Consider the following 15267-nt stretch of genomic DNA (forward strand, 5'->3'; position numbering starts at 1 on the left):
GATTACAAACTGCTTAAAATGACAGAGCTTACTCAGATTGCTACGGAATTACATTATAGCTACAACTATATTTCGAGTATCTTTTCCAAAGAAGTTGGACTTACGATTAAAGAGTATTACAATCGCAAACGGTTTGAGAAGGCTGTTGAATGGCTTAAAACATCAGATTTGAATATCACACAAATTGCTGAGAAACTTCATTACCAGACTATACATACCTTTAGTAAAGCCTTTAGTAAAAACTTTGGAATTTCTCCAACAGAATATCAGAGCTTATACGCAAATCGTAAATAATGAACAATGGAAAAACGAAAAGGGTTAAATAAAGGCTTCATACATTCTGATAAGATTAACTCGTGAGCAAATATGGGAGGGGTTATATTATGCGAAAAATGAAAGTAGCTGTGATTGGTTGCGGTGCGATAGCATCATCTCAACATATTAAGGCATATGCCAAAAATGATCTTTCAGAAATAAAGTACTTAGTAGATATTAAGCAAGAACGTGCTGTTAAGCTAGCGGAAGAGTATAATGTGCCACATACGGAAGCAGACTTTAGAGCCATATTGGAAGATGAGGAAGTGGAAGCGGTCACGATCTGCACTCCCAATACTTCACATGCTGAGATCGCAATTGCCTGCCTAAACGCAGGTAAGCATGTACTCTGCGAGAAACCCGCTGCTATTAGTATGGAGTGGGTTCATAAGATGAAGGAAGCTGCTGATAAGAATGACAGAATTCTTAGCATAGGTGTAGTTAATCGTTTTAATACGGCTGTTAACAAAATTAAAGAGATGATTGAAGCAGGAGAATTGGGTAAAGTCTACCATATCTATTGTTCCTTTCGTTCACATCGTTCCATTCCGGGACTTGGAGGTCCGTTTACTACAAAAGCGGATTCCGGTGGCGGTGTACTCATTGACTGGGGCGTTCATTTCATCGATTTGATTTTGTATAGTTTAAATCAGCCGAAAGTATTAACGGTATCGGGCACCGTTCATGGCGAGTTAGCTAAAGCGATGGAAGATTACACGTATTTGAGCATGTGGGCAGGTCCTCCTGATTATAACGGTACTTATGATGTGGATGATTTTGTAACAGGGCATATCCGTACATCAGGTCCCTCTATTAGTTTGAATGGAGCATGGGCTCAAAACATTGGGGAATCTGCGATGTTTGTAGAGTTTATGGGGGATAAAGCAGGCGTGAAATTGCAATATGGCGGAGATTTTAAGATTTACACTGCGAAGAATGGGATGCTGCTAGAGACACAGGCTTCCTGTGCCAAAAACGATATGTTCTATGATGAGATCGATGATTTCTTGAAGTCCGCTATGAGCAATACAAAGAACAGATCAAGTATCGATCATGTCCTCCAAACCTCTGAAGTAATGGAAGCTTTGTATAAGTCATCTGAGATTGGRAAAGAAATAGTGCTATGAAGAAAATTGGATTTATAGACTACTACTTAGATGAGTGGCATGCAAATAATTATCCAAAATGGATCAGCGATAACTCTGTACTCACCGGGCGCGATTTCGTTGTTGCTTATGCTTGGGCAGAGCAGGATAAAGAAGGCGGATTAGACACAGCGAGTTGGTGCAGTAAGCATGAGGTTGAGATGCTTCATTCCATGGAAGAGCTGGTTGAAAAATCGGACTATATTATTGTTCTTTCTCCTGATCATCCGGAACACCATGAGAAATTATCCGAAATTGCACTCAAGTCTGGTAAGCCTGTGTATATCGACAAAACATTTTCTCCTGATCTTCAATCGGGACAAAGAATGTTTCAACTGGCAGAGGATAACGGGACACCTTTATTCACTAGCTCAGCGCTGCGTTTTACGAAAGAGCTGTCTGAATATGTAGGCAGTAGTGAGTTCCGCGACTCGTTGGAGTATATGGCAGTGACTGGGACGGGGAAATTTCAAAACTATGCGATTCATCAATTAGAGATGATTGTTTCGGTAATGGGCATTGGTGCACAGCAAATAAAGAGTTTATCTTCGCAAAATGGACGATTATTGGTTCTGGATTATGGGGATGGGCGACGTGCTTCCATGCTTCAGATACAAGATGTACCTTTTCAGGCTTCACTACAGTTGAAGAACGGTGAAGGCGTAGTTATTAGCCAATGTACTGATTTTTTCCCTAGATTCATTCATGCGATACTGGAGTTTTTTGAAACGGCTACTCCACCAGTGCATAAAGAAGAGACTTTAGAGATAATGAGTATTCTAGAAGCTGGGCATAAGGCACTTGAGAATGATGATACTTGGATCAAGATTGAAAGATAAATAGAAAAAGACAGGTCGATTGATAGTTTACGGATTCCGTTTTGAGTTGTAAAGTACACGATTAAAAATAGAACTGACATTCAAACTAACCTTAGTTGGAATGTCAGTTTTTCTTTATTTATGAGGTGCAGCATAAATTGTACTTTGGAATTTTCAACTTAGATGGTAGGAAGTCACTATTAATTGAAAGAGTAAATAACTTTGTTGATGAAGTGATTGGAATTATTGAAATAATTGTTGTGAATATGGATAAAGTTTAACAATAAGGATTTTTTTCATGAGAAGTAAGTCGAAATCTGTTGGTTATCTACAAAACTTCACTGGCTTAAAGAGTGATTTTCATAAGTTCCAAAACTAAAAGTTATTCTAGTTGAAAATTATCCCAAAGGATTATTGAATATGTTTCGTGTGAATACACATAGAGGGCTGTGGAAGCAGAGAACTTTATAACCATCCATTTCCTTTGGATTGTCGGTCAAGGAAAGGTAAGGGATAAAAAGAAATAACTAGCCATATCACTCGTTTTTTATCTAATCAAGCCCTTATTGCCGGGCTTGGTTTTTTTGGCGCTCACTTTATGTTCTGCAAGTACTCGGGTGATCTCCTGTACGTTCCCCGGGTTTCTGTCAAGAGGCTTTACGATATAGTGAAGATGTAGCTAGATGATAGAGGAACAGATGCCTTAAACCATAGGTTTCAGACAGAAGTGAAGGGGATGTTACTGTGAGGGAAGGATTCATCAGGGAGTGCGGATTTGAGAAGTTCAGTCAAGGTCAATGTGGAAATGCTGGTCAAAATATATATGTGTCGCGAAACGGGATTTTGCAGCGAATTCACCTATTCGATGTTAACGGTGACGGTTATATCGATCTGCCTTTCGCCAATTCCCATGATGATGGAGTAAGAGTTCCCGCGTATGTGTATTTGAATCCCTTGGAGGGAAATGAGCGAATTGAAATTCCGACGGAAGGAGCCTATGCGGGTGCCGTAGGGGATCTGAACAATGACGGCTACGATGATCTCGTCATCGGCAATCAATATAATGGCGCAACGAATTATACGTACGCTCAAATCTATTTCGGATCTCCTGAAGGGTATAGTGCCAAAAGGATGCTCAACCTTTGGGCGCCGTCGTGCAAGAGCGTGGCAATCGGTGATTTTAACGGGAATGGACGCAAAGACATCGCATTCGTCAGCTTTGAGAAGCTGCGTTTGTTCTATCAAGAGGAGAAGGGCTTTCGAACGAAAGGATTCACCGATATAGCGCTGGATCATCCGATTGAAGCAATCGCCTCTATGGATCTCGACGGGGACGGCATCGATGACTTGATCATTCGCACGAATACGAGCCGAATCGTCATCTATTGGGGGGGGATCGACGGAATTCAGACGGAACGGCGCACTTGGCTGGAGCCTGCAGTAACGGGAGAACAGCATATCGAAATCGGCGTTGATAGCGCGGCTAGCGGGGCCGGGAATGGAAGTCTGTTCGTGTACGGCGTTTCCGAAACCCCTCGCCTAAAAACGCTTGTACTGAACGGGACACCGCACATCTTCGTATGCCGGGGAGAGCAGGCTGTATTTATTCCCATTGGCGAGGACCGAAGCGTCGGAACGCCGCTTGTGCTCGACAGTGGAAAGGTGACGAGCGCCAGCGTCGGCGATGTACGAGGGAAAGGTCGAGAGGATCTTATATTGTCGTCCCGGCAGTCCGATGGGGAAGGGCTTGAGTGCTCTTGGATTTATTGGGGATCGGAAGCCGGTTACTCGAACGATCGTCGTTCGGCCTTTGCCACGAAGAGTGCATTCGATGTGGTGGCCGCGGATGTGAGCGGAGATGGATGTTCGGACATCATCGTATGCCAGGACAAAACAGATCATCTTTACTCGTATGAATCGCTCATCTATCGGGGATCCCCGGAAGGACTGAATACGCCGCCGATAAGGCTGGAAACCCATTGCGCCGTTGGCGTATTCATCGCTCGTACGATGGATGCCGCTAAACCGCAAGTCATCTTCCTTAATCATCTGACCAATCGGATTCTGGGAGATGTTCCTTCCTACTTGTATCTAGGGGGTCCGGATGGCTTCGCAGCGGATCGCAGAATCGAATTGACTGGATGGGCGGCTACCGAATTAAGAATTTGCGATTTCAACGATGATGGGTATCCGGATGTATTCATGGTCAACAGCAATGAGAACGCCATGCATCTGGACAATGGCTCTTTCGTTTATTACAACGGGCCCGAAGGCTTTCAAGAGAATAACCGCATCGAGCTTCCGACGAAGCAGTCGATGAACAGCTGCTGCGCTGATATCAACCGGGATGGTTGGCTTGACCTCATTGTGGTTGGCCACAACAATGAGGAACTGCTCATCTTCTATGGATCCGAACAGGGGTTCGTAAGCGAGCCTGTTCGAATTAGTCTGATCATCGACGGTGTCGCTTATAGGCAGCCAAGATTTATGACGCTTGCTGATTTGAACAACGACGGTTGGCTGGATCTGGTTATTCCGGATTGCGGAGCGACGGAGAACTTGCTCATCTTGTGGGGCGGGCCGGCCGGATTCGACGTGAACCGTCGAACCTTGCTGCCGGAAGGAGCAGGCATCAGCACACGTGCCGCGGATTTGAACGGCAACGGCTGGCTAGATTTAATCGTCGGCGGGTACAAGGGTCCGGATCCGGGCGATCCATATGCGACCTACGTATATATTTATTGGGGCGGTCCTGACGGGTACGCGAATGATCGAAGAACGGAGCTTCCGGCCAATTTCGCAGTGGATCTCGCCATCGCGGACTTTAACAATGACGGCATACTGGACATCTTCGTCGCTTGTTATCATGGAACGCGGACACGCGATCTCGATTCGTACATCTATTGGGGTCAGCCAGGCGGAATTTATTCCGCAGACCAACGAACGCGTTTGTTCGGCCATTCCGTCGCAGGAGTGTTGGCAGCGGATTTCAATGAAGACGGGTACATCGATTTGGCCATGGCTAATCATAAGACAAACGGCAATCATCCCGGAATGTCCTATGTATGGTGGAACGGACCCGAAGGGTTTTCCGAGCGGCGTATTACCGAGCTGCCCACTAACGGTCCCCATGGGATGACGCATTCTGATATCGGCAACATCATGGACCGAGGTCCCGAGGAATATTATGAGTCGCGATTGATCGAGCTTCCGGCTGGAGGACAGCTTGTCGGCATTTCCTGGATCGCAGATATTCCGACTAAAACGTGGGTCAAGGCGCAGGTGCGAACAGCCGAAAGCGAGGAAGCCTTGCGGGTGGAGGAATGGTCAGGTCCGCAGGGGAAAAGGACTTGGTTTGAAGGGGATAGCAGGTTGCAGGACGGAGTATTTGCCGGATGCTGGATACAGTATCGTCTCGCTCTGGGTGCGGTTAACAGCGGGAGCACGCCCCGAGTTCGCGAAATCATTCTTGCGTATGAAATGGAATAAAACAAAACATACCGGAGAGAAGGAGATGCCGTCATCGAACAGAGAATCATGAACGCGAAGCCGGATGCTGCCGAACAGAGGGAACGCGCTCGCAAGAAATGGAAAAAACTAGCGAGTCAATATCAGCTATTGTTAATGTCCGTTCCCTTCGTAGGTGTACTGGCCGTCTTTACTTATGTTCCCTTGTGGGGATGGATCATGTCCGTTCAGAAATATTCGATACGGAAGGGTATTTTCGGAAGTGAGTTTGTTGGATTTGCCCAGTTCGAGAAGCTTTTTCGGGATGATTGGTTCTATATGGTTCTCCGAAATACGCTCGCGATGAGCACGATGAACCTGGTTACTGGTTTTATAGGTGCTCTTGTGCTGGCGCTTCTGCTCAATGAAGTACGGTTCAAGCTGTTCAAACGAACCATTCAAACGGTCACTTATATCCCGCATTTCGTGTCGTGGGTCGTCATTGCCAGCATACTAACCTTTGTGATGTCCCCGGATCAAGGGCCGTTAAACGAATTTTTGATGTGGCTGGGGCTGATCGACGAGCCTATCTATTTTTTTGCCAAAGAAAAGTGGTTTTGGATCATTCACACGTTGGCCGGTTTATGGAAGGAGCTTGGCTGGAGCACCATTATTTATTTGGCCGTGCTCGCTGGCGTTAATCCTTCGCTGTACGAAGCGGCCGATGTGGATGGCGCGGGCCGCTTCAGAAAAATGATGCATATTTCTTTGCCAGGCATTATGCCTACCGCGGTTATGCTTCTAATCCTGAGTACGGGAAACTTGCTGTCGACGGGATTCGAATCGCAGATGCTGCTAGGCAATAGCTTGGTTATGGAGTATTCGCAGGTGCTGGATCTGTATGCGCTCGATTACGCCTTGAAGATAGGCGACTATTCGTACGGTGTTGTAATCAGCATGTTCAAGTCGGTAGTCAGTATTACGCTAGTGCTTTTGGTTAACAGCTGGGCCAAGCGAGTCGGCCAGTCTTCGGTGCTGTAACGGTACAGGCAAATCCAATTATTGTTGGCGGTGATGAAATGAGAAGCAGGATAACAGTTGGAAATGCACTGTTTCATAGTTTGAATATTTTATTTTTGTCTTTGCTAGGACTGGTGACGTTATATCCGTTTCTTAATTTAATGGCTATTTCATTCAATGAGTCGCTCGATACCTTGCGCGGCGGCATCTACTTATGGCCGCGCCAGTTCACACTCAGCAACTACGAGTTGATCTTAAGCAATCCGCGAATGTTCTCAGCGGCGAGTCTTTCCATCTTAAGAACGGTGATCGGAACCTCTGTATCCGTCTTATGTACGATCATGGTCGCATACGCCTTAAGCCGTCGAGAATATGCGCTGCGCAAGACGCTCAATACGATTATTGTCGTGAGCATGTATGTGAATGGCGGATTAATTCCTTATTATCTGATGATCAAGAGCTTCGGCTTGACCAACACGTTTGCGGTTTACATTATTCCCGGGTTGATCGGTGCGTTCAACGTCATGATTATGCGCAGCTACTTCGATCAGCTTCCCGACGGATTGATCGAATCGGCCAAGCTCGATGGGGCGAGTGAATGGCAAACGTTAACCCGGGTCGTCATGCCGATCAGCTTGCCGGTTATCGCGACGATTACCTTATTCATATCGGTCGGACATTGGAACGCATGGTTCGATAATTTCTTGTATAACAGCAAGGAAAGCTWGACTCTTCTGCAATATGAATTGATGAAAATATTGCTGCAATCCACTGATCAGATTTCCGCGAGCCCCGGACAAGGCACTGACGACGCTTTGATGAGAGTGACGTCGCCGCAGGCGATACGAGCCACAATGACTATCGTCGTGACAATGCCTATTTTGTTCGTGTATCCCTTTATGCAGAAATATTTTATTCAAGGAATGACGCTGGGCGCGATGAAAGAATGATATCTTTTGGGTACAACCCATTGATATAATAAAAAAAGGGGAAGGGTGTTTACATGAAGATGAAGAGAATGCATAGCTTGTTCGCCGGTTTACTCGTTTTTTCAATTATTATTGCGGGATGTAGTGGAGGGAATGGCGCAGCGCCGGCCAATTCTGCTTCTCCTAGCGCTGCGCCATCCGCGTCAGCTCCTGATACGAAGCCGACTGAAGAGCCAATTCAACCGATCACGATTGAAGCGGCGAATTTATTTCCTAATCTGGTTGGGGATAATCCGGTTATGCAGGAATTAACTAAACGGACCGGAGTAACGATGGAATTGAATACGGTTACGGGTGATCGCAATCAGAAATTTGATTTATGGCTGGCTTCCGGAGATTATCCCGCAGATACACTTATCCTTAAGCCGGACTATATCGCTAAGTATAAGGATGCTGGAGCTCTTATCCCGCTTGAAGGTTTGATCGAGGAATTCGGAACAAACATTAAAGAGAAATATGGCGATTATTTCGATCTGCTGAAGGATGAGAACGGTCACATTTATTCGCTATATGTTCCGAATATTGCAACGGAGCCGGCCCCGCAATTGCAAGCGCCGTTCGCCGTTCGTTACGACGTGCTGGAGGAAGCCGGGTATCCGGAGATCAAAAACTTCGACCAGTTGTTTGAAGTTCTGCAATCCTATTATGAGAAACACCCTGAAATCGACGGCAAGAAGATGATCCCTTTCTCGGGATTTAGCTATTACGGCACCGGTGGAGAAAACTTAATGAGCCCTTCGTTCGATTCGTCGGGATTGACGAATCATGGCAGTTTCAAAATCGATGAGAACAATAACGCGATCTTAATGCATGATTCAGAAGAGTTGAAGCAATATTATGAATTTCTCAACAAGCTGAACAACGCAGGCATGCTGGACAAAGAATTTTTCACCCTTAAGAATGATACAATGACCAAAAAAATAACGGAAGGCCGCGTATTGGCAGGCGTTTTCCCGGACTGGTACGTGCAGCCGGAAGTCGAGAAGGCGATGCGCGCATCGGGGGACGTCGATCATTTATTCGCTTATTTCCCGATCATGTTCGACCCGAGTCAGCCTAATCACACCTATGCTTCGTTAAGAACGCGTTCTAATTGGAACTGGGCAATCTCAGATAAATCAAAAAACCCGGAGGCGGTCATCAAATATCTGGACTATATCTTCTCTGATGAAGGTCAAATCTTGATTAACTGGGGGATTGAAGGACAACATTTCGAGATCAAGGACGGCAAGCGTTCCGTTACCGAAGATTACAAGAAGAAAATGGCCGAAAATCCGGATGCGCTATGGAGCGAGCATGCATCGCCTTTCTACGGTACATCCCTGTACCTGGCTCATGGCACCAAGCTGGCGGACGGCGATTACGCCACTCCAACGAACAAGGTATCCGTGAAGAACGGTTACGATGAAAGAACGAAAGAAGTATTAAGCAAATACGGGAAGGAAGTATGGGCGGACTTCCTGCCGCCGCTGCAATATATTCCCGCACTATTGAGTCAATTGGGTGAACTGGAAGACACGCGCGCCGAATTGAAGCGGATCGAGCAGATTTGGCTGAAGGAATCGGCGAATCTGGTATTTGCCAAGTCGCAGGAGGAGTTCGATAAAATATGGGGCGAGCTCAAACAAAAATTGGAACAGTCGGGCAAAGTAAAGGTAGAAGCTGCCTATACAGAATTGTGGAAAACGACGACGGACAGATACAATAAAATGATACAGAAATAAACGACCTGGAGGGGGAAGCGGGATGAGTATTCGCAGCAAGCTATTTTTGACCAACGGTGCTGTCGTTATCCTGCTTCTCGCTTCTTTAACATTCGTATTCGAAAATTACAGCAGAGGGACCATTCTGGACAAATTAAAGGAAAACAACGGGCGCGCACTATCGCAATTCGCGGACAATGTGGACAGCCTATTGAAGTCGTATGAACAGATTGCTGATTTATTATATATGAACGATCCTCTGCAAGAAACCCTGCAGCAGCAAAACAGTCAATCCCTTTCGGAGCAGCATAACGAATATTTCGATAACGTCATGCCTCTGCTCACTTCCATTCGCTCATCCAAACCAATTAGCAAACTCATATTATATAGCGATAACACAGCCTTCCAACTGGGCGACATTAGACCTATCGCCGAAATGCCGGAACTAGTAGAGCTTAGCGCTTGTTCCTCGAACGAACCCCAATTCGGATCGTTCCGAAGCTGGAGCAAGGAAGAAGCCAACGGTAAAAATGTCCTTCGATTAACGCAACGGCTCAATCATCAAGATCCTCGGGCATGTTTATTCGCCGCTATTGACGTTGATATTGGGCAACTGGAGGACTTCTTCCGGATTGAAAACGCCAAATCGCAGTATATCATCAGCTTGTCCGATGGAAATGTTATATTCGATAATACAATTCCGGGTTTCTATGGAGGCAAGGTCGAGGATTATTGGTTTTTTCAAGGGAACCGCAACGTAGAACCGGAAGGCGATCGGGTGGTGCGAACGGATAATCGGGAATATTTGCTTGCCAGCCGCATTATGCATTCGCGCAATAGCGTGGATGGCATGAGAATCATTTCATTAACCCCGCTTAATGAGCTTATGGAGGGAACAAGGGAGATCCGTAGCACGGCGCTGCTTTTGTTTCTAGGCGCTTTGGTTCTATTTGTCATAGCCAATTATATGATTTCGTCCAGATTGACGAGAAGATTAATAGAATTGTCTGTCATAATGAGGAAAACGGATATGGACAACCTCCAGACGATTAAGCATATTAAAGGCCGCGATGAGGTGAGCCAGCTGAGCAGTATGTTTAATGATATGGTTCAAAGGATGCAGCGGTTAATCCTGGAAGTGTATGAGCATGAGCTCGGTCGTAAGGAGATGGAGCTTAGGACCAAGGAATCGGAGCTTTACGCCTTGCAGACGCAGGTGAACCCACATTATCTGTTCAATACGTTAAATGCGATTCGCGGCAATCTGCTGGAGAAGGGCGATCAGGAGAATGCGGATATCGTCACTTTATTGGCCAAGTCGTTTCGCAATGTGTTAGGGAAAAGCGGCCGGATGGTAACGGTGGCGGAGGAGCTTGATATCGTAGAAACGTATTTGAAAATTCAAGCGTTCCGCTTCTCGGATCGCCTTCGTTATGTGATCGACGTCCCGAGACCGCTGCATCGCATGAAATTACCGAAGCTGTCGCTGCAGACGATCGTCGAGAATGCGATCGTTCACGGGCTGGAGCCAAGCGACAAAGAAACGACCATCGCCATACGAGCGGAATTATACGATGAAGGCCGCTTTGGGCTTCTGGTGGAAGATGACGGCCCCGGCATTGCCGGCGATCGATTGGCTGCGATTAGGGAAAGGCTTCAATCGGCCGAGCAGCCGGACGATTCGTTGCATATTGGAATGCGCAATGTTCACCAAAGATTGCGCCAGAGCTTCGGAGCGGAGTACGGGCTGGTCTTAACGAGCGTCGAAGGGGAAGGGACAACCATTGTTTTGAATTTGCCACTGGAAATCGAGGAGTAAACGGTCATGCTCGAATAAGGAATAACGGAGGTTTGTGTGATGGTAARCAAAAGAGGAATCGTACTCAATTTTGACGAATTGCATGACGATTTATTGACATTGGTGGAACAGTCGTCCCTTAATGTATTGGGGCTTCACAATTGGAGCCCGGATGGGCGCTTTGAAACAAAAATCGATGAAATGATCCATTTTCGGAATACGTCTGAGGGATGCGAGCTCATTGATCGTTTTGGGGAAAAAGGAATTGACATTGAATATGAAATACATGCGATAAGCTGGCTGCTGCCGCGTCAATTATTCCCTTCGCACCCCCAGCTATTCCGCATGAACGAAGCTGGCGAGCGGACGCCTGATGCGAATTGTTGCCCTACGAATCAAGAATGTATGGAGATCATTCAGCAGAATAGCATCGTGCTGGCTCAGAAGCTCAAGCCGACCTCGAATCGGTATTTCTTCTGGCAAGACGATACGAAGCCATGGTGCAATTGTATGGAATGTCGTGATTTGTCTTCCAGCGACCAGAATTTATTGTTAATGAATACAATACTGGAAGCGCTCAGATCCGTTCACCCTCAAGCAGAGCTAGCTTTCCTGGCTTACATGAACACGCTGGAGGTGGTTCCCAGCCTAATAGTGCCGTCTGAAGGCATATTTCTGGAGGTAACCGGACCGATCATCCACAATGCGGGCAAATTATTGCGATCGCCGCATCAGGACAAGGAATTTCAGCAGTCTGTAGCCGCTCAGTTGGAGCTGTTTAGTGTTAAGAGTGCCCATGTACTGGAGTATTGGCTGGATGTGTCTTTCCATTCGAATTGGAAGCGGCCGGCGTCCAAGCTATTTTTTGACGAGCAAGAAATTAGTAATGACATTCGCTATTATCAATCTGTCGGCTTTGATTCTATGACGTCCTTTGGTGTGTTTATGGATAAAGATTATTTCGACCAGCATGGGGAGCCGCCTATTCGACAATACGGCAAGCTGCTGGCGTAAGGGAGTTGGGGTACGATCTATAACGTATTGCTCGTTGACGATGAACCTTGGGCGCTGAAGTCGTTGAAATATTTGCTGGATTGGGAAAAGCTCGGATATACAATCGCGGGTGAAGCGACGAACGGCCAACAGGCGATGGATATGTTCCTCGGAAATCCCTATTCCTTAATCATAACGGATATGAAGATGCCGATCGTAAACGGGCTGGAGTTTATCTCCAAGATCCGTTTATCGTCCAATGTCCCGATCATTATTATGAGCGGATACGAAGACTTCGGCTATGTAAAAAACGCGCTTGCATTCGGAGTGAAGGATTATTTGCTAAAACCGGTGGAGGCCAGTGATCTTGAACGCGTATTGATCTCCGTGGATGGAGAGTTGAATCAAACGCGCGTGTTGGACAAAAAGCTGTATCACGGCATTCCGGCTATGAAGGAGCGGCTCGCCAAGGAATGGGCGAACGGCTACGCCAACGCCAAGGATGTGACTGAGAGGCTGATGCTGCTCAGCATTCCTGTCCGGCAGGAGCTTGGCATTTGCTGTCTGCTGGCGGAACTGGATTTGGATGCTGGGGGGGATTCGGCGCTGACGGACGTGGAATTGCAGACGAAACGATTTGCTTCGCGCAATGTCATGGAAGAAGTGTTAGGGTCCGTCGGTGTTGTATTCGAAGACTCGGATTTGAGATATGGCATCGTATTATTCTCACAGTCGGCGAAGCAAGAGCGTTCGGAAGTGCTGGCGCTGGCTGAGCAGCTAAAGCAATATACGGCGCAATTTGCCAAGATTGGCATAACGATCGGTGTAGGAAGGATCGTGTATGCCATACAGGAGACGGCCGATTCGTTCGCGGAGTCAAAGCTGATGTTGGATCAACAGTTTTTTTTCGGCAAACGAATGGTAATTGCCGCGGAACGATTAATGCCGAAAGCGGACGAGACCCGTCCATATGATTGGCACGATATATTGAACGCGATCGAAACAGGGGACATAGAGCAGCTACGGACAAATTTGGAGAACAAATGGACGACATTTGTGAGCGAACAGCTGTCTCCAACGATCATGAAATCGATGATTATGACATTGTTTATTAGTTTTTTCCGCCTTGTTCGCGAGCAAGGGGGAGATTATGAGGAGCTATTCGATCCGAAATRGCAAGACTATGAGAAAATTATTGAAGCTAGGACATTACACGAATTGTTCGAGATCACTTGGAAGAAATATAAAGAAACGGCGGAGCTGTTAAGAAAAAGCAACCGACCGACGGAAGGTGCCATCGATACGGTCAAACGATTGGTGCGCGAGAGCTATAAAGAGAATTTAAGCATGAGAAACATCGCTTCGAAAGTGTATATGAATGCGGCATATTTGGGTCAGCTGTTTAAAGTGGAGACGGGAATGGGCTTTAACGAATATTTGTTTCAGGTGAGAATGGACAATGCCAAGCGAATGCTGCTCCATACGGATATGAAAGTATATGAAATCGCAACGGCTGTAGGGTACAGCGATCTGGATTGGTTTTACAAAAAGTTCAAACAGCATACAGGCTTCAACTCCAGCGAATACCGATTACGGAAACATCTATAACTTATCCCGTTATGTTCTGAATCTTCGGGGGTTCATCCCACATGTGAGGGCACTTATACTTGAGAAGGATATAAGTCCGAATTAACGGGAGGAATAATTTATGTACAGCAAATGGCTTGGAAAAGCAAATGGCAGGCTGAAGGTTTTCGTTTGTTCCCTTCTTGTTTTAACTATGATGGCTTACGGTAATGCAACTGCTGACGGGTTGGCAGCCGGCGGGGAGGATGTCCGAGAGGATACGGAAGTTGAAACTTCCGATATTATTGCCGGAATGATCGATTCGGGTTTGCTGCCTGCGGTAGCAGGATACGCGGAAGCCGACGTCAATCCGGCACAGGGAGTGTTAGGCGGCTTTGGGTATAACCAAAGATTGGAGCTCGATTACAAGAATCGCAGCATTGGTGTCGATCTAGGCTCGAATACGACCGTGAATAGATTGGTTCTGGAGGCTGCACACGCATCGAACCGAGTGGAGAAGCCGGATTTGTCGCTTTATTTAAGCGTAGATAATTTGACGTACAGGAAAGTGACGGATTGGGACTTTGTGAAAGTGGGCAATCAGGTTATTCTGTACAATTTCTCTGAGAAGGCTCGTTACGTAAAGGTGCATAATCATTTCGATGACGGAAGGGGTACCTTCTACCATAACAATCTTCAGGATTTGATACATGCTTACCGGTTGCCGCCTGGCCGATGGACCGCGGACGGCGGGCAGGATTGGTTGTACCGAAAGTCGKTAACGGTTAACAATCCGAACAATGAACCTATCTATGACCGGGCCGTATATGTAACCAAAGCGGAACTTGGCATACAGGATTTGATGGATGCAGGTAAGATGCAACCGGATTTTCGGGATGTCAGATTCGCCCATTCGAACGGGAAAGAGCTTCATTTCTATATGGATGCTGCGGGCTTCTACGTCCGCATACCGGACATGCAGCCGAATGAAAGCGCAGTCATTCATATGTATTATGGAAACACCGCCGCATCCTATCGGGGAAGCTCACAGGAAACGCTGCAAGTGGAATACGGCAATAAATCGTTACTCAGTCATGTACCTAATGGCACCGCAGGTGAGCAAGGCTTTGGCGGTGATTTGAAGCCATTGCGATTAACAGACGGCACTCTGCTGCTCATGGCGGGCTCGAACGGGAACGGCATTTTGGCGAAATATTCATTCGACGGGGGACGGAGCTGGACCAATCCGGAAACGCTCGTATCGTCGGTCAATGCTCCAGGCTCCACATTATATGAATTCCCGGGCGGTGCCTATGTTGATCCGGATACTGGTGAGGTTTATCTTTTTTTTAGCGTGCATCACTATTATGGCGTATGGAGTGGAGGCAGTACTTGTCTTTCTGTAGAAGTGTGTCGCAATGACACGTATGTAGTCAAATCCAATGGATTTAATGGCAAAAAGCCGATATTTGG

At 46.6% G+C, this 15267-nt stretch carries 11 protein-coding genes; all 11 read left to right on the plus strand.

Annotated elements, in window-relative coordinates; translation table 11 throughout:
* The coding region (locus AC1DWN_RS15260) for a helix-turn-helix domain-containing protein (RefSeq protein WP_477559755.1) at window positions 1-294 on the plus strand (294 nt) is incomplete at its 5' end.
* 89 nt (window positions 295-383) lie between these two features.
* Window positions 384-1442: a Gfo/Idh/MocA family protein gene (locus AC1DWN_RS15265; RefSeq protein WP_477559756.1), complete on the plus strand. Its 1059-nt coding sequence runs from the start codon at window positions 384-386 to the stop codon at window positions 1440-1442.
* A complete protein-coding gene (locus AC1DWN_RS15270) occupies window positions 1439-2299 on the plus strand; it encodes a Gfo/Idh/MocA family oxidoreductase (RefSeq protein WP_477559757.1) in 861 nt (286 codons plus the stop codon). Before AC1DWN_RS15265 ends, AC1DWN_RS15270 begins: the two co-directional genes overlap by 4 nt.
* A 723-nt stretch (window positions 2300-3022) precedes the next feature.
* Window positions 3023-5767 (plus strand): FG-GAP repeat domain-containing protein, encoded by a 2745-nt coding sequence (locus AC1DWN_RS15275; RefSeq protein WP_477559758.1) that lies wholly within the window; start codon window positions 3023-3025, stop codon window positions 5765-5767.
* 48 nt (window positions 5768-5815) lie between these two features.
* The gene (locus AC1DWN_RS15280; protein WP_477559759.1) at window positions 5816-6766 is read left to right on the plus strand and encodes an ABC transporter permease; all 951 of its coding nucleotides are present in this window, start codon (window positions 5816-5818) and stop codon (window positions 6764-6766) included.
* A gap of 38 nt (window positions 6767-6804) precedes the next feature.
* Window positions 6805-7695, plus strand: a complete 891-nt coding sequence (locus AC1DWN_RS15285; protein WP_477559760.1) for a carbohydrate ABC transporter permease — start codon at window positions 6805-6807, stop codon at window positions 7693-7695.
* A gap of 53 nt (window positions 7696-7748) precedes the next feature.
* Window positions 7749-9458 carry an extracellular solute-binding protein gene (locus AC1DWN_RS15290; RefSeq protein ID WP_477559761.1) on the plus strand — a complete coding sequence of 570 codons (1710 nt, stop codon included), beginning with the start codon at window positions 7749-7751 and terminating at the stop codon, window positions 9456-9458.
* Between the two features lie 22 nt (window positions 9459-9480).
* Complete coding sequence (locus AC1DWN_RS15295; RefSeq protein WP_477559762.1) at window positions 9481-11256, plus strand: sensor histidine kinase; 1776 nt, start codon at window positions 9481-9483, stop codon at window positions 11254-11256.
* 39 nt (window positions 11257-11295) lie between these two features.
* The gene (locus tag AC1DWN_RS15300) at window positions 11296-12249 is read left to right on the plus strand and encodes a DUF4838 domain-containing protein (protein WP_477559763.1); all 954 of its coding nucleotides are present in this window, start codon (window positions 11296-11298) and stop codon (window positions 12247-12249) included.
* Between the two features lie 27 nt (window positions 12250-12276).
* Window positions 12277-13836, plus strand: coding sequence for a response regulator (locus tag AC1DWN_RS15305; protein ID WP_477559764.1), 1560 nt, complete (start codon window positions 12277-12279; stop codon window positions 13834-13836).
* 100 nt (window positions 13837-13936) lie between these two features.
* Window positions 13937-15267, plus strand: a 1331-nt coding sequence (locus AC1DWN_RS15310) for a sialidase family protein (protein ID WP_477559765.1), incomplete at its 3' end; no start/stop codon positions are given.

This window comes from Paenibacillus sp. P4_A7 (assembly GCF_056402455.1).